Genomic DNA, 15,431 nt, shown 5'->3' on the forward strand with positions numbered 1-15,431 from the left:
GCCGGCGCGCCCTGCCGTTACTCGCCGCCTTCCGGCTCGGGCCGAGGCGGATGCAGGCGCAAGCGGTTGATGCGGCGTTCGTCGGCGTCGATCACTTCGATCCGCCAGCCGCTGGGATGGTCGATGCGATCGCCCGGCTCGGGTACCCGCCCGGCCAGCACCGCGGTCAGCCCGCCGATCGTGTCGACGTCGCTGTCCGCTTCGGACAGCCGTGGATCGACCGTTTCGCCGATGTCTTCCAATTCGGCACGCGCATCCGCTTCCCAGGCACCGCCGTCGAGCGGGACGAGCATCGCCACTGGCGTCTCGTCATGCTCGTCCTCGATCTCGCCGACGATCTCCTCGATCAGATCCTCGATCGTGACGAGCCCTTCGGTGCCCGAATATTCGTCCAGCACCACGGCGAGGTGCACGCGCGTCTGGCGCATGTCGGCGAGCAGGTCGAGCGCGCCGCGGCTCATCGGCACGAACAAGGGCTGGCGGATCAGCGCGGTGATGTCCGCCGGGCGCGGGCCGTCACCAGCGAGGATGGCGAATACGTCCTTGATATGGACCATGCCGATGATCGTATCGAGCCGCTCGCGATAGACCGGCAGGCGGCTGACCCCGGCGTCGGCGAAGACGTGGACGACCTCGTCGAAGGTCGTCTGTTCCTCCACCGCGATGATATCGGCGCGCGGCACGCCGACGTCGCCGGCATCACGCTCGCTGAAATGCAGGAGGTTGCGCACCATCTGCCGCTCTAGCGGCGTCAGGTCACCCTTGGCCTCGGGGCCGGGGTCTTCCTCGTGGCGGTCGATCGCCGCCTCAAGGACCGCGCGCAAGGTCGCTTCTTCGGTATCGCCAAAGATCAGCGTGCGCAGGCCCTTCCAGATACTGCCTTCATTCGGCTCGCCGTTCCCGGCGCTACTTCGGTCCTCGGACACTTAGTCCTCTCGTATGGTGTAGGGATCCGCGATGCCCAGCGTGGCGAGCGCATCGCGCTCGATCGCCTCCATCGCATCCCCTTCGTCGTCGTTCATGTGATCATAGCCGAGCAGATGCAAGGTGCCGTGCACGATCAGGTGGCTGGCATGATCGGTGACGCTGATCCCGCGCTCCGCCGCTTCGGCGGTGCAGACGCCATGCGCCAGGACGATATCGCCCAGCAGCACCTCGCCATCGTCGGAATTCTGGCTGACCGTATCGATCAGGTCGCGCTGCACCATCGGGAAGGACAGGACGTTGGTGGGCTTGTCCTTGCCGCGATACTGGTTGTTGAGCGTGTGGACCTCCGCATCGGAGGTGAGGCGGATGCTCACCTCCACGTTGGCTCTGGTGTCGAGCAGCGTGCGGAAGGGCGTCGCGCCGACCGCGGCACGCACCGCGGCGTTGGCGAGTTGCTCCCAGCGGCCGTTAGGCCAGGGCTCTTCCTGCGAAAGGGCGATGTCGATCATGGCATGTCCGTGTGCACGAAATCGTCGCCCTTGTAGAGCAGCTTTGCATTGTTTGTCTTGGCGCAGGCATAGGCGAAGCAATCGCCCATGTTCAGGCGCGCGGGGTGATTACCCTTGCCATAGCGGTCCTGTACCCGGGCGGCTTCATGCGCCACCGCTGCGTCGATCCCGGTGATGCCGATGGCCAGTGCCGCGCACCAACGTTGCGCCTCCGCCAGGCCGTCAGCGACGCTGATCGGATCGCGGCTGAGCCTCGCCAACGCGCGTGCGGTTTCCCACAGGGCTATGCCGCTCGTGGTGCGCTGCTGGTCTTGTTCCATGACGAGAAGCAGGTGCTCACTCTCGGCCTCGTTGGCGATGATTGCCACCAGTGCCGATGCGTCGACGAACAGCGTCATTCGTCGTCGTACAGCGAATCGTAGAACGCCTTGTCGATGATCACGTCGGGATCGTAGCGGAGCGGGGACGTGCGACGCAGTTCCGCGATCTTTTCCCCCAGCGATAGCCGCGGTGTCATCCGCGCGAGTTCGTTGGCGAGCGCACGTTTGACCGCAGCCACCTTGGTCACCCCGCAGACGGCGGCGAGTTCTTCCGCCATTTGCCGCACCTCGTCGTCCTTGACGTAAAGAGCACCCACCTTGGCCTCCTGGAATATCCTAGATTTAGTTCAGGATATCCCAGCCTTCAAGCATCCTTGCCCTCATACGCCTCTACGATGCGCCCGACGATCGGGTGGCGCACCACGTCGGCGGCGCTGAAGCGGCAGAGCGCAATGCCCTCGACTCCCTCCAGCCGCATCGTCGCATCGGCGAGGCCGCTGGCGGCGACGCCGCCGGGGAGGTCGGTCTGGTTGGGATCGCCGCAGATCACCATCCGGCTGTTCTGGCCGAAGCGGGTGAGGAACATCTTCATCTGCGCCGGCGTGGTGTTCTGTGCCTCGTCGAGGATCACGAAGGCGTCGGCCAGCGTGCGGCCGCGCATAAAGGCGATCGGCGCGATCTCGATCTCGCCGCTGGCGATGCGCCGCTCGACCTGCTCGGCGGGAAGGCAGTCGTAGAGCGCGTCGTAGAGCGGGCGCAGGTACGGATCGACCTTCTCCTTCATGTCGCCGGGCAGGAAGCCCAGCCGCTCGCCGGCTTCCACCGCGGGGCGCGAAAGGATCAGCCGCTGGACGCTGCCGGTGATGAGCTGCGCCACCGCCTGCGCGACCGCGAGATAGGTCTTGCCGGTGCCCGCCGGACCCAGCGCGAAGATCATGTCGTTATGCACCAGCTCGCGCATGTAATGCGCCTGCGCCGGGGTACGGGGGACGATCGTCTTCTTGCGCGTCCGGATCATGATGGGCGGCGCGCCGCCGCCCGATCGTTCGGCGGAGATGATCCCGTCCAGCGTCGGCTCGGCGGCCATGGCGATCGACGCGTCGACGAGGCCGCCGTCGATCTCCTCGCCGCGACCGATCCGGGCATAAAGATCGTTCAGCACGTCGCGCGCCAGCGCCACCTGCTCGGCCGTCCCCTCCAGCCCGACGCGATTGCCGCGCGCGGTGATGTACACGCCAAGGCGGTTTTCCAGCGTGACGAGGTTGCGGTCATATTGACCGAACAGTGCGCTGAGCACCTGAGGGCGATCGAACGTCAGTTCGGCGCGGCTACGTTCGCCCGGCTGGGCGGCTGCGGGCTTGCGGCTCATCGGGCTCCTTGGAGGCGGATCATGCCCGGCTAATGTGGCAGCGCGAGGGGGCGAGTGTAACCCCCCAAATCAGGAAGATTGCGCAGCTTCGAAAAGGTCAGGCCGCCACCGCCATTTTCGGAACGGCGATCACGGAATTGGGGCCGGCCTGCGTCAGCTCGACGGTGACCAGATCGCCGATCGCATGATCGCCGCTGAGCAGCACGGATTGCAGCCACGGCGATTTGCCGAGCCACTGGCCCTGCAACTTGCCACGCCGCTCAATCAATATGTCGCAGCTGCGGCCGACGCTCGCCTGGTTGAAGGCGTGCTGGTCGCGGCCGAGCGCCGTCTGCAGCCGCTGGAGGCGCTCGGCCATCACCTCTTCCGGAATCTGGCCCCCGAGGTCCGCGGCGGGGGTGCCGGGGCGCGGGCTGTATTTGAAGCTGAACGCCTGGGCGTAGCCGACCGCATCGACCAGGCTCAGCGTTTCGGCGAACTCGGCCTCGGTCTCGCCGGGGAAGCCGACGATGAAGTCGCCCGACAGCGCAATGTCCGGGCGCGCGGCGCGGATGCGATCGAGCAGGCGGAGGTATGAATCGCGCGTATGGCTGCGGTTCATCGCCTTCAGCACGCGGTCGCTGCCCGCCTGTACCGGCAGGTGGAGGAACGGCATCAGGCTCTCGACGTCACGGTGCGCGTCGATCAGCCCCTGTGCCATGTCGTTGGGGTGGCTTGTGGTGTAGCGGATGCGCGCGAGGCCGGGGATGCGATCGAGCATGCGGATCAGGTCGTGCAGGCCCTTCGTGCCATCGGTCCAGGCGTTGACGTTCTGCCCCAGCAGCGTGATCTCGCGCGCGCCGGCGTCGACCAGCGCCTTGGCCTCGTCGACAATGGCCGCGAAGGGCCGGCTGACCTCCGCGCCGCGCGTATAGGGCACGACGCAATAGGTGCAGAATTTGTCACAGCCCTCCTGTACGGTCAGGAAGGCGGTGGGGCCGACCTTGCGGCGCGCGGGCAGCGCGCCGAACTTGGACGCGACCGGCATGTCGGTGTCGACCGACGCAGTGCCAGCCGCGGCATCGGCGATCAGCCTGGGCAGGTTGTGATAGGCCTGCGGGCCGACCACCACGTCCACCTTGGCGCGGCGCACGATCTCCTCGCCCTCCGCCTGCGCGACGCAGCCGGCAATGGCGATCATCGGCGCCTGCGCACCCCGGCCGCGCCGGTCCTTGCGCATGCGACCGATATCCGAGAACACCTTCTCGGTTGCCTTTTCACGGATGTGGCAGGTGTTGAGCACGACCAGATCGGCGTCGGCGGCATCGACCTGCGCCATACCCTCGCCGGCCATCAACTCGGCCATGCGCTCGCCATCGTACACGTTCATCTGACAGCCGAAGGATTTGACGGCAAAGGTTTTTGGAGGCGTCTTCATGGGGCGCCGCCTATAGCGCAGGCGCGCCACCTTCGCCACCAGCCGCCGCGATCCGCGCCCGCGCCTCGGCGGCGATCGCCTTGCGGCCGGGGTAATCGCGCGGGTCGAAGGGATCGCAGAAGGTGAGCGTGGCGGTGAAGCTGCCGCGACGGCGCAGCACGCGTGCGGCATGGCTCTGGCCAGGTTCGTCGCCGACCCAGGCGAGTTCGCGAGTCGCCGCGCCATAATCGATGCGGACCGGCTGGACGAGCACGCCCGGCGGCGGCGGATCCAGCACGGCAAGCAGCGCGGCCTTGAAGGGGAGGAGGGTCTCGCCGTCGCCGGTCGTCCCCTCGGGAAAGATGGTTATCGCCCAGGTGTCGGCCAGCGCATCGCGCAGCGCGTTGATCTGATCCGCCACCGCCATGCGATCCTCACGCCGCACGAAAATGGTGCGGTTAAGCGTGCACAGCCACCCCACCAGCGGCACTTGGCGCAGCTCCGCCTTGGCGACAAAGGCGCTGCCGTTGCGCCCGGCGAGCAGCGGAATGTCCATCCAGCTCAAGTGATTGGATACGAACACCACGTCGCGCCGGAGCGGCGTTCCGATGGTCCGCCGCCGCGCGCCGATGATCCATCCCACGCTGCCCAGGAACCACATCGGCCAGGGCGATGGCAGGCGGACGAGCCGCCACAGGAGGTGGAGCGGCAGCGCGAGGAGCAACGCGGCGACAAGCGCCGCAAGACGCAGGGCGATCCGGATCAAGCGAGATCCGGTTCACCCGCCGCGCGCGCGCGGGCCTCGCGGCTCGCCTCCGCGGCCGGCACCAGCTTGAACGCGGCGATCGCGGCGGCGAGCGTGATCGGCACGGTCACCAACAATGAGAGCACGCCGGTCGACAGGCTGCCGGTCAGCGACGACACGCGGCCGGCAAGATACGGCCCCATCGCCAGCCCGATCAGCGTGGTGCCGATGAAATAGGTCGCGGTCGCCGCACCGCGCATCCGCGGCAGCACCAGATCCTGCGTCGTCGCGGCTGACGTGCCGAGCGCCCAGGCGGCGGTGAACTGCGCCAGGAACAGGCAGATGTAGAGGACCAGCGGCGTATCGGTGGTGAAGCCGATCGCCAGGAACGGCGCTGGAAGCACCGCGCCAAGCGACACCATGATCAGCCGCCCGCCGGGGTGCTTCTGCCGCAACCGATCACCCACGATTCCGCCCACGGTGACGCCGAGAAAGCCCGACAGCGCGCCCATGCCGCCCAGGATCAGCCCGGCCTCCGCCGGCGAAATGCCGAGATCGCGCATCGCATAAGGCGGCGCCCAGAAACCGGCGGCATAGCTGAGGAAGGCGTTCAAACCATAAGCGACAACGGTGCACAGGAAGGCGGGCGTGCCGATGATGAGCGTGAAGGTCGGCAGATCGCGCTGCCGCAGCGTGAGTGCCCAGGAGAAGACCGCATAGGCGCCAAGGCCCACGGCGGTCCATTGCGCGACCGGCTCCCCGAAGCTGACGAGCAGCGCGACGGCCGCCGCCGCCACGGCCGCACCGACAAGGTTCCACATCACCGTCCGCGTGCCGCAGCGCGCCGCACCGATCAGCGTGAGCGGCGGGATGATGTTGAGCAGTTCCTCGAAGAACGCCTTGAACGGCGCCGGATGCGGCGGCTGGGCGAGCCCTTCGGACATGCCGCGCACCGGCTCGCGCAAGGTCGCGATCCACAAGGCGATGACGATGCCGGGCAGGCCGACCGCAAGGAATGCCGCCTGCCATCCCGCCAGCCCGAACGGGCCGCCATCGGGATAAGCGCTGTTCCAGCTTTGGACGATCAAGCCGCCGATGAACAGCGAGATGCCCGCACCGACATAGATGCCGGCGGAATAGATCGACAGCGCGGTGGCGCGCAGCTTCTTGGGGAAATAGTCCGAGATCAGCGAATAGGCCGAGGGGCTGGCGGTGGCCTCGCCGATCCCGACGCCGATGCGCGCGGCGGCGAGCTGTCCGCCGCTTTTCGACAGGCCCGACAGCGCCGTCATCGTCGACCAGAGCGCGAGGCCCACGCTGATCAGGCGCACGCGATGCCAGCTATCCGCCAATCGACCGAGCGGGATGCCGAACAAGGCGTAGAACACGCCAAACGCGGTGCCGTACAGGAAACCCAGATCCTCATCGCGCAGGTTCAGGTCGCGCTTGATGTCTTCGGCCAGGATCGAAATCACCTGCCGGTCGATGAAGTTGAGGATATAAACCACGAACAGGATCGACAGGACGTACCAGGCATAGCCGTTGGCGCGATACTCGCCGTCCGCGTTGGTCTGCATCCGCTCCTGATCCTTTTATGGTCTGCGGTTTGCGTATCAGCGTTTCAGCCGAGGGGCCAGCGGGCGATCGCCTCGTAAGCGGCGCCGGCGCGGCCGAGATGACTTTCGTAGAGAATGAGGTGCGACAGGGTGAAGGCATGGCTGGCCAGCGCGGCGTGTCGGGCAAGCCAGGCCTCTACCTCGATCTCGGCCTGCGCGCCGCGCGGCAAGCGGGCGAGCGTGATATGCGGCAGGTAAGCGCGGCGCTCCGGCGCCAGCCCAACGCGGACCATCGCCTGATCGACCTTGCGGTGGAGAGCGGCAAGGGCATCATGCGGCTGGACACCGGCCCACAGTGCCTCTGTCCGGCCGCGATGATCGAAGCGCCCAACGCCCGCCAGCGCGACCTCGGGTGCAGGCGCGTGGACCGCGGAGAGCACGGCGGCGACATCCTCCGCCACCGGCCGATCCACTGCGCCGATGAAGCGCAGCGTCAGGTGCAATTGCTCGTCATCCTGCCACCGCGCCCCCGGCACGCCATCCATCAGGTCGGCCAGCGCATCGCGGATGTCGAGCGGCGGGCGGAGGGCGACGAAGAGACGATGCATGGATCCCTCATACCATCCTCCCCCGCCAGGGGGAGGTGGCAGCGCGGAAAGCGCTGACGAAGGGGGCGGGCGGCGATGCCTGTCGTTGGCGATCCGCCGTCCTCCCGCTCCGCCGCCACTTCCCCTTGGGGGGGGAGGATCAGCCATCGCCCGGCTGTCCTACACGGCTGGATCCGTGGCAAACCGCGATCCGCACCAAGGGACCATCACGAATGTTGAGACAAACCCCGCGATCGCCTCAACTTTCTCAACATTCGCGCCAACAAACGCCGGTTTTCCGGCACTTACCGGTGGCGGTTCGTCAGCCGGTCGCAACGAGTGATCTGGCGCAGTGTTACGAACTGTTGCCACAGCCCCGCCAACTTGAACTTTGGGGCTCGGCGGGCGATATTCGTCATGTGTCCGGCCCATTGCCGGACGAAGGAGTGAACTGACAATGGCCAACTGGTCCGACCCCCGTCCGACCGCGAGCGCGTTCGGCGCGAGCGTACCGGGCACGCGCGGCACCGCTTATGATGCGGGCCTGCGCAAGTACATGCTGTCTGTCTATAACTACATGGCGTCGGGCGTGCTGCTCACCGGCATCGTCGCGCTGCTGTTCGCCAGCGGCGGGCGCGACAGTCTGGCGGCGCAGGTGTTCCTGGCACCCGGCATCCTGAAGTACATCATCATGTTCTCCCCGCTGGCGTTCGTGATGGTGCTGAGCTTCGGCATCAATCGCCTGTCGACCGGCGCGGCGCAGATGATCTTCTGGGCGTTCGCGGCGATCATGGGTCTGTCGATGTCGACGATCTTCCTGGTTTATACCGGCTCGTCGATCGCCACGACCTTCTTCGCCACCTCGGTCGCGTTCCTGTCGCTGAGCCTTTACGGCTATACGACCAAGCGTAACCTGCAGGCGTTCGGCACGTTCCTGATCATGGGCGTCGTCGGTCTTCTGGTCGCCTCGCTGCTGAACCTGTGGGTCCAGTCGAGCGCGCTTCAGATGGGCATCAGCGCGATCGGTGTGCTGCTGTTCGCTGGCCTCACCGCCTATGATACGCAGCGCATCAAGGAGATGTATTCGTACGTCGCCGGCACGGACATGATGGGCAAGGCCGTGATCATGGGCGCGCTGTCGCTCTATCTGGACTTCATCAACATGTTCCAGTTCCTGCTCTCGTTCATGGGCAACCGCGAATAAGAGCGAACCGAAGGACAAGCTGAGAAGGCCCGGCGAGGAAACTCGCCGGGCTTTTTCGTTCAGGCAATCACATCCGTTACCCCGGGCTTGACCCGGGGTTCCGCTATTTTGGTCTTGGCGTGAAGAAGCGAGCCCCTGAGTCCGGCCCGGGGCGCCGCGTATAGGAAGCGAACCACCATGCGCCTCGCGATCGACGTCCACCTCGACTACGGCTTCCCGGAGCCCGCCGACGTGCTGCTGCAGGTCGAGGCGGCCGCGATGCACGACCAGCGCATCGAGGCGGAAGCACTTGTGATCCATTCCGATCACCCGATCCGCGCCATCCCCGGTGAGGATGGGATCGGCCAACGCTGCTGGGCGCGGGGCGAGCAGCGGCTGGTCGCCGATTACCATGCCACCGTTGCAATCGAGCGGCCCGCGATCAATCTCGCGTCGCTCTCCGCGACACCCGTCCGCGATTTGCCCGCCGAGACGATCCGTTATCTCCTGCCGAGCCGGTACATCGAATCCGACCGCTTCGAACATTTCGTGCGGCGACAGTTCGCCGGGCTGAGCGGCGGCGCGCTGGCGCTAGGGCTGGCCGATTGGGTGCGCGGTGCGATCGAATATAGCGGCGTGGCGGGCGGCGGCGGCAGTGCGCTCACCACCTTCGCCGAGCGCCGCGGCGTGTGCCGCGATTATGCGCATTTGCTGGTCGCGCTCGCCCGCGCCGCGGAGATCCCCGCGCGCTGCGTCGCCGTCTATGCGCCGGGCGTCGATCCGCCCGACTTCCACGCGGTGGCCGAGCTGTGGCTCGGCGGCGCCTGGCACCTTGTCGATGCCACCGGCATGGCGAACTGCGGCAACATCGCACGCGTCGCGATCGGCCTCGACGCGACCGAAATCGCCTTCATGACGATCTTCGGCTCTGCTTTCCTGTACCGCCAGACGGTGTCGGTTCGTCAACTGTCCGATACTAAGGAACAGCCCGAAGAAATCGTTCGTTGAGCAAGGGTAACGATAGGAGACGCTCGATGCCCACTCAACAGCCCCCCTCGCAGGATGCCGGTCGCGACGAGTCGATTGCCGAGCGGCTCAACAAGCAGCCCGGCAACAAGGATGCGCAACTCGACGCCGGTGTCGACGAATCGATGGACGCGTCTGATCCGCCTTCGGTGACCCAGCCCGGGCGTTCGGAACCGGCGCCTTCATCGGGCTATGACGAGGAGGCTGAGCGGCAGCGCGACGCCTGAATGTTGTGCCCGCGCCGCACGCCCCGGGGCTTGTTTAAGCTGCTACGGTTCGTCGCATAAGGTGTTGCGGCGCGGTGATCTTCATGATCGTATCTGAATGCCTGACATCGCAGCGTTAAGGTGGTTGTTAACCATCTTGATGCACGATGCTCCGGTTCGGACCGAACGGGCGGGGTGATCGTGATGGTTGCACGGATGAGGCCGGCGGATGGTGCGATGACGCTGGCCGAGATGAAGGAGTTTGCTGGGTTCGCGGCGGCGACGCAGCGCTATATCCGCCGCAGTCTGGACGTAGGGCTAGATCGCGAGGACGCCCTGACGCGCTGGTCGCGCGACGTGGTCGAAGCGGCGAGCATCCGCGCTCAGGCCCGCCATTATTGCCGCTTGCCGGACATCCGCGCGATGGTGCCCGACAACAGCGGACTCGATGCGGCGGAGCCGTTCCTGGCCCCGCTGATCACCGTCGCCGCCTTTGATCTGGGACAGGGGCGGATCACCAGCTTCGCTGCGTTCCGCTTTTTGTACGAGCGGCTGATCGGCGCGTCGGTGCGGCCGTGGTTGCCCGGCGCCTTTTGCGCGGCGGCGGCGCTGCCGCATTTGCACCCGGAGTTGCGGCGCACGTTGCTCCAGTCGATCAGTGAAGCCGCCGCGACGGCGTCGGGCTGGTCATCGCGGCAGCCGGCGTTCTACCCCTATTGGGTGGAGAAGGTGGAAACCGGCGCGCTGCCGCATTGAGAGTGTCCCGGGGGAGGGGCGTCACGTGAGGTTGGCGAGCGTGAGTTTGCCCCGCTTCACCTCGCCCACGACGTGATCCGGGATCACGGAGTGAGTGAGGCTTCCGTGCGGACTCATGTTACGCGAAGTTCGATCTGCTCCCCCATTTCTCGCGCTGCGTCTTCGAGTACCTCGCGAATACGGGTTACATAGGTCACCGCAGCCGGCCCAGCGCATGCCGCGCCGGCAAGCTCGACCACCATCGGCGGCTGGACGCGATTGAGCCGCGCGACGATGCTGTCGAACAAGGCGTCGAGGCTGGGGCCGTGCCAGTCGGGTGCGCCGAGCGCCGGCAGCAGCGCCGCCCACAGGTCCGCCGCGGTTTCCCATCCAGCCGCCTCAAGCCGTACGATTGTCAGCGGCACGCGCGCCAACTCATGGTTCCGCGATTGGCCTGGTCGAGGTGTAAATGGTCGCGGTGCGCGGCGTTGTAATCGGGCGACAGCACCGTGGAGAACAGGTCGCACGCCCCATCGCGCACGTCGCGCAGGAATGCGGCTCTGGCGCCGCCCTCATCCCAATCGTCGATCAGGCTGATTCGCGTGCCGTCCGCCAGCCGAAAGCCGGCGATGTCCACCGCATCCGCGGTTGCATGCTGGCTATAGTCGCCACTGCTGCGGCCGTAGAGCCGGCGGCAATTGTAGCTGCCGAGATGGTCGATCCGGCTCACGCGCATGCGGAAATGGCGCTCGGCGGCGGGCTGCACCACTTCCCATTGCCACAGCGCCAGCGCCGCCGCGACCGGGCAAGCCACGCCCAGATTGGCGGGGCGGAACGGCGTAATGCGCGGATCATCGCCGGCGAAGCGCAGCCCGTCGGCATAACCGCAGTTCGCCCCCTCGCGCCGCTCCGGCAACACGGTGTAACTGACGCCAGCGCGATCGAGCAGCGCACGGCAGCGCGGGAAATCCTCCGTCAGCTGAGTCAGTTTGGTGCCGGTGAATAGTCCGATGGGCCTGGCCAAATCGAGCGGCGCCCAGGGCGTGTCCTCCGGATGCTGGCGCACCCAGCCATAACCGACCAGCGCCAGCAACACGACGATTGCCAGCGCGACAAGCCAGCGCACCGTCCGCCGCACGCGCCGGGCGGCGCGATCCCGCCGCCGCATCAGCCGCGCATCGCGTTCTCGATCACCTCCGAGGTGATGGGATAGCCAGCGTTGTCGGGGATGCAGAGATGCTCTTCATCGCCGCGCGTTTCCGACCACGGCGTCACCGTCACGATCGGCGTCTCGCGGGCATGCGCCGCCGCATCGGCGAAGCTGTCGAACTGCGCCAGCCGCTCCAGATTGCGGCGGGTGGGGAAGATCACCTCCAGCTTGCCGGCATCGGCATCGTCAAGCACCTGCTGCGCGGTGGCCCAGACCAGTCTAACATTCTCCGTCTCATCGACCGTCGCGCGCGGGGCGTCGGCCGGCAGCTCAGCCAAATAGAAGCGGGTGTCGAAGATGCGCATGTTGCGATGCGCCGGCCGCCAGCGGGCCCAGGGTACCAGCTGCGCGAGATCGAGCGTTGCGCCGGCCGCGGCGAGCGCCTCCGCCAGCGTGTCACCGGCGTGGAGCGCTTTGCGCATCTCAACCAGCGCATCCGCAGAGGGCAGCGTAGAAAGGCCGATCGGCAAACCTGCCTCCTCGATCGTCTCGCGCACGGCGGCGATCCGCGCCGCTATCTCATCGTCGCCGCCATGAAGCTCAGCCAGAGCATGGTCACCGGGATCGATCCGTCCGCCAGGAAACACCATTGCGCCGCCCGCGAAGACCATCGCCTTGGCGCGTTCCACCATCAGTAATTCGGGCGGGCCGCCCTCGGCCTCGCGGAAGATGATCAGGGTGGCGGCGGGAATCGCGGGGGGCAGTTCGTCACTCATACGGGTGACTTAACGACGGTCACGTGAGAAAGTCACGCGGCGACGCAGCAATGTATTGAAGTTTGCTGCGGAATCGAAGCGGGCTGGTGGAGCCGAGGGGAATCGAACCCCTGACCTCTGCAGTGCGATTGCAGCGCTCTCCCATCTGAGCTACGGCCCCGCCCGGATCCGGCTACGCCGGGAGCGACGCCCTTAGCGGCCCCGCCGTGCAGATGCAACGGCCTCGCGTAATCGTTATGATAGTCGGTGAGCGGTGATCCGATCCAAGGCTGCGGTAGGCACCCGATACATTGCCGAAACGACAGGAACATTCGGCTTTTTCATGCCTTGGTGGGGTAGTGCGATCGGGCGGCGAGGCCCGGCGCCGTCCGCACAGGCAAGGAGTTTGGACATGGTTTACGATCGTTATGGTCGCGGCGACGACGCGGGCCGCCGCGAGCCTCAGGACTATGGCCGGGACTATGGCTCGGGGCGCGACTACACCTATTCCAGCGCGCGCGACTATGACGCTGCCGGCAGCCTGAACCGCGATCGCAATCGTCAGCAGGACGACGATCGCGACTATACGCGTAACTTCGTGCCCTATGGCGAGCGTAGCCGCAGCCAGGAGGGCTATGGCCATCGCGAGGCGTTCGGCGGCAGCTACGGAGATCGCGACACCAACACCCGCGACTGGGGCGACCGCGATCCCGGCCGGCGCGGCTACGGAGAGCGAGATTACGGACAGTCCCGCTCTGGCCAGTCACGCTCCGGCCAGTCGCACTACGGCCAGTTGCACGGCGGTCAGCCCCGCGGGCAGTCGAACTACGGCTCCGATGATTATCGCGGCAGCTACGCCTCCGATGGGCGCCGGTTCGAGAACGTTGGCCGCTACCGCGACTATGAAGACGACAATCGCCAGCAGAACCATCAGCGCCAGCAAGGTGGTGAGCGCTTCGGCGGCCATCCGCAGCAGCAGCGCGGCGGCTACAGCGGCCAGCCGCAGGGCTATGACTATGACGACCGTGGCTTCTTCGCTCGCGCCGGGGACGAGGTTCGCTCCTGGTTCGGCGACGAGGATGCCGAGCGTCGCCGCGAGGCCGACATGCGCTATGACGAGCGCGACTATGGCAGCCGCCACTCGCATGATCGCGATTCGGAGTATGGCTCTTGGCGCCGGACGCAGATTGCGGCGCTCGACCGCGATTATGACGAATATCGCCGTGAGAACCGCAGCAAGTTCGAGAATGAATTCTCGTCCTGGCGCACCAATCGCCAGACACAGCGCGACTCGCTGACGAAGGTTTCCGAGCATATGGAAGTCGTCGGGTCCGACGGCAGCCATGTCGGGACGGTCGACAAGGTACGCGGCGATCGCATCCTGCTGACCAAGACCGACAAGGATGCCGAAGGCCGCCACCATTCGATCCCGTCGAGCTGGATCACGACCGTCGCCGACAAGGTGACGCTGTCGAAGAGCGCGGACGAGGCCAAGAAGCATTGGCGTGACGAGGAGAACCAGTCTGCGCTGCTCGGCTATGGCGATCGTACCAATGATCGCTCGGGCGAGCAGAAGAGCAGCGAGCGCACGTCGCTCGATCGCAGCTTCTCCGGCACCTATTGAGCCGCTGAGCTAGACGCCGGCCGTTTCCCTCTGCGGTCGGTGCTAGGGGGCCCGGGCTTCGCGCCCGGGCTCTTTGCGTTTGCGGAGGTTGTGTTTGAGACCGGCTGGGGCATGATCGCCTCACCAAGCAAGAACGGGAGAGAAATATGCCACGCGCCTGGACCCTTCGCGCGCGCCCCAAGGGCTTGCCGCAGCCGAGCGATTTCGATCTGATCGACCTGCCCGCCGCCCCGCTGAGCGAGGGCGAGGTGCGCGTCGCCAATACTTGGCTGTCGGTCGATCCGTACATGCGCGGCCGGATGAACGACGTGAAGAGCTATGTGCCGCCGTTCGTGCTGGGCGAGCCGATGCAGGGCGGCGCGCTGGGCGAGGTGATCGAGAGCAATGCGCCGGACGTGCCGGTCGGCACCCGCGTGCAGCATATGCTCGGCTGGCGCGACGAGGCGGTGCTGCCCGCCGCGCAGGTGCAGAAGCTGCCCGATATCGACGTGCCGGAACAGGCGTTCCTCGGCCAGTTCGGCATGCCCGGCATGACCGCCTATTTCGGGCTGCTCCAGGTGGCGGAGGCCAGGGAAGGCGACGTGGTGTTCGTCTCCGCCGCCGCGGGCGCGGTCGGCTCGACGGTGGTGCAGATCGCCAAGGCCAAGGGCATGACGGTGATCGGCTCGGCCGGCGGCGCGGAGAAATGCGCCTGGGTCAAGTCGCTCGGCGCCGATGCGGTGATCGATTACAAGGCGGGCGACGTGGTTCAGGCGCTCGCCGACGCGGCGCCGCAGGGGATCGACGTCTATTTCGACAATGTCGGCGGCGACCATTTCGACGCCGCGCTGCTCGCCGCCCGGCTGCACGCGCGCTTCGCGATCTGCGGCATGATCGACATCTATAACGAAGGCCAGCCGCAGTCGCTGAAATATCTCTTCAAGGTGATCGGCGCGCGGATCGCGATCAAGGGTTTCCTGGTCGGCGATCACCTGGCGGGCGTGGCGGATTTCTACCGCGACATGGGCGAATGGCTCGCCGCGGGGAAGCTGACGCGCGAGGAGACGGTGCACGAGGGGCTGGAGACGGCGCCGCAGGCGTTTCTGGGGCTGTTCACGGGCGGCAATCGGGGGAAGATGCTGGTTCGGGTGTAGCCCCCGCTCGATAGGTCAGTCGCATCGCCTGACGGGGCCACCAGCGCCCCGTCACCCCGGCCCTGTGCCGGGGTCCACTGTTCCGCGAACTCGATGGCTTGGGGTGTGCGGCACGGTGGATGCCGGGACAAGCCCGGCATGACGGTTGGGGAGGGATCCCGAGCCACCAACACCCGTCATCCCGGCCTCGCGTCGGGATCCACGGTGCCG

Annotated in this window: 18 protein-coding genes and 1 tRNA gene; 6 read left to right on the plus strand and 13 right to left on the minus strand. The window is 66.7% G+C overall.

What is annotated here, in order from left to right:
* Positions 1-17 precede the first annotated feature (17 nt).
* From SPHI_RS05220 to thpR, 9 genes are all read right to left on the minus strand, one after another.
* Complete coding sequence (locus SPHI_RS05220) at positions 18-926, minus strand: hemolysin family protein (RefSeq protein ID WP_076743829.1); 909 nt, start codon at positions 924-926, stop codon at positions 18-20.
* The gene (ybeY, locus tag SPHI_RS05225; RefSeq protein WP_076743830.1) at positions 927-1,436 is read right to left on the minus strand and encodes an rRNA maturation RNase YbeY; all 510 of its coding nucleotides are present in this window, start codon (positions 1,434-1,436) and stop codon (positions 927-929) included.
* Positions 1,433-1,834 (minus strand): type II toxin-antitoxin system VapC family toxin, encoded by a 402-nt coding sequence (locus SPHI_RS05230; protein WP_076743831.1) that lies wholly within the window; start codon positions 1,832-1,834, stop codon positions 1,433-1,435. The genes ybeY and SPHI_RS05230 overlap by 4 nt, the downstream gene beginning before the upstream one ends.
* The gene (locus tag SPHI_RS05235) at positions 1,831-2,073 is read right to left on the minus strand and encodes a type II toxin-antitoxin system VapB family antitoxin (protein WP_083719808.1); all 243 of its coding nucleotides are present in this window, start codon (positions 2,071-2,073) and stop codon (positions 1,831-1,833) included. The genes SPHI_RS05230 and SPHI_RS05235 overlap by 4 nt, the downstream gene beginning before the upstream one ends.
* A gap of 47 nt (positions 2,074-2,120) precedes the next feature.
* Positions 2,121-3,125 carry a PhoH family protein gene (locus SPHI_RS05240; protein WP_076743832.1) on the minus strand — a complete coding sequence of 335 codons (1,005 nt, stop codon included), beginning with the start codon at positions 3,123-3,125 and terminating at the stop codon, positions 2,121-2,123.
* Between the two features lie 97 nt (positions 3,126-3,222).
* A complete protein-coding gene (gene miaB / locus SPHI_RS05245; RefSeq protein WP_076743833.1) occupies positions 3,223-4,542 on the minus strand; it encodes a tRNA (N6-isopentenyl adenosine(37)-C2)-methylthiotransferase MiaB in 1,320 nt (439 codons plus the stop codon).
* 10 nt (positions 4,543-4,552) lie between these two features.
* Positions 4,553-5,287, minus strand: a complete 735-nt coding sequence (locus SPHI_RS05250; RefSeq protein WP_076743834.1) for a lysophospholipid acyltransferase family protein — start codon at positions 5,285-5,287, stop codon at positions 4,553-4,555.
* Entirely contained in the window at positions 5,284-6,843 is a 1,560-nt protein-coding gene (locus tag SPHI_RS05255) for a spinster family MFS transporter (protein WP_076743835.1), read from the minus strand. Before SPHI_RS05255 ends, SPHI_RS05250 begins: the two co-directional genes overlap by 4 nt.
* A 44-nt stretch (positions 6,844-6,887) precedes the next feature.
* Positions 6,888-7,430, minus strand: a complete 543-nt coding sequence (gene thpR / locus SPHI_RS05260) for an RNA 2',3'-cyclic phosphodiesterase (RefSeq protein WP_076743836.1) — start codon at positions 7,428-7,430, stop codon at positions 6,888-6,890.
* A gap of 436 nt (positions 7,431-7,866) precedes the next feature.
* On the opposite strand from thpR, the gene SPHI_RS05265 reads away from it, so the two are divergent.
* The 4 genes from SPHI_RS05265 to SPHI_RS05280 all read left to right on the plus strand — a co-directional run bounded on the left by SPHI_RS05265 (position 7,867) and on the right by SPHI_RS05280 (position 10,580).
* Positions 7,867-8,613, plus strand: a complete 747-nt coding sequence (locus SPHI_RS05265) for a Bax inhibitor-1/YccA family protein (protein ID WP_076743837.1) — start codon at positions 7,867-7,869, stop codon at positions 8,611-8,613.
* Between the two features lie 177 nt (positions 8,614-8,790).
* Entirely contained in the window at positions 8,791-9,600 is an 810-nt protein-coding gene (locus tag SPHI_RS05270) for a transglutaminase-like domain-containing protein (RefSeq protein ID WP_076743838.1), read from the plus strand.
* 26 nt (positions 9,601-9,626) lie between these two features.
* Positions 9,627-9,845 carry a hypothetical protein gene (locus SPHI_RS05275; protein ID WP_096348720.1) on the plus strand — a complete coding sequence of 73 codons (219 nt, stop codon included), beginning with the start codon at positions 9,627-9,629 and terminating at the stop codon, positions 9,843-9,845.
* A gap of 183 nt (positions 9,846-10,028) precedes the next feature.
* Positions 10,029-10,580, plus strand: a complete 552-nt coding sequence (locus tag SPHI_RS05280) for a hypothetical protein (protein WP_076743954.1) — start codon at positions 10,029-10,031, stop codon at positions 10,578-10,580.
* 113 nt (positions 10,581-10,693) lie between these two features.
* On the opposite strand, the gene SPHI_RS05285 is transcribed toward SPHI_RS05280, so the two are convergent.
* The 4 genes from SPHI_RS05285 to SPHI_RS05300 all read right to left on the minus strand — a co-directional run bounded on the left by SPHI_RS05285 (position 10,694) and on the right by SPHI_RS05300 (position 12,645).
* Positions 10,694-10,984 carry a barstar family protein gene (locus SPHI_RS05285; protein ID WP_158049621.1) on the minus strand — a complete coding sequence of 97 codons (291 nt, stop codon included), beginning with the start codon at positions 10,982-10,984 and terminating at the stop codon, positions 10,694-10,696.
* Positions 10,975-11,727, minus strand: coding sequence for an extensin-like domain-containing protein (locus tag SPHI_RS05290; protein WP_076743841.1), 753 nt, complete (start codon positions 11,725-11,727; stop codon positions 10,975-10,977). Before SPHI_RS05290 ends, SPHI_RS05285 begins: the two co-directional genes overlap by 10 nt.
* On the minus strand, positions 11,727-12,485 hold the full coding sequence (locus tag SPHI_RS05295; protein WP_076743842.1) for an NUDIX hydrolase: 759 nt from the start codon (positions 12,483-12,485) through the stop codon (positions 11,727-11,729). The genes SPHI_RS05290 and SPHI_RS05295 overlap by 1 nt, the downstream gene beginning before the upstream one ends.
* 84 nt (positions 12,486-12,569) lie before the next feature.
* Positions 12,570-12,645: transfer RNA gene (locus SPHI_RS05300), tRNA-Ala, on the minus strand.
* A 231-nt stretch (positions 12,646-12,876) separates the two neighbouring features.
* Between SPHI_RS05300 and SPHI_RS05305 the strand changes: the two genes are divergently transcribed.
* Positions 12,877-14,088 (plus strand): DUF2171 domain-containing protein, encoded by a 1,212-nt coding sequence (locus SPHI_RS05305; RefSeq protein WP_083719814.1) that lies wholly within the window; start codon positions 12,877-12,879, stop codon positions 14,086-14,088.
* A 146-nt stretch (positions 14,089-14,234) separates the two neighbouring features.
* Positions 14,235-15,221: an NADP-dependent oxidoreductase gene (locus SPHI_RS05310; protein ID WP_076743843.1), complete on the plus strand. Its 987-nt coding sequence runs from the start codon at positions 14,235-14,237 to the stop codon at positions 15,219-15,221.
* Positions 15,222-15,431: the final 210 nt, after the last annotated feature.

This window comes from Sphingomonas jeddahensis, from assembly GCF_001981525.1.
Taxonomy (GTDB): Bacteria; Pseudomonadota; Alphaproteobacteria; order Sphingomonadales; family Sphingomonadaceae; genus Sphingomonas; species Sphingomonas jeddahensis.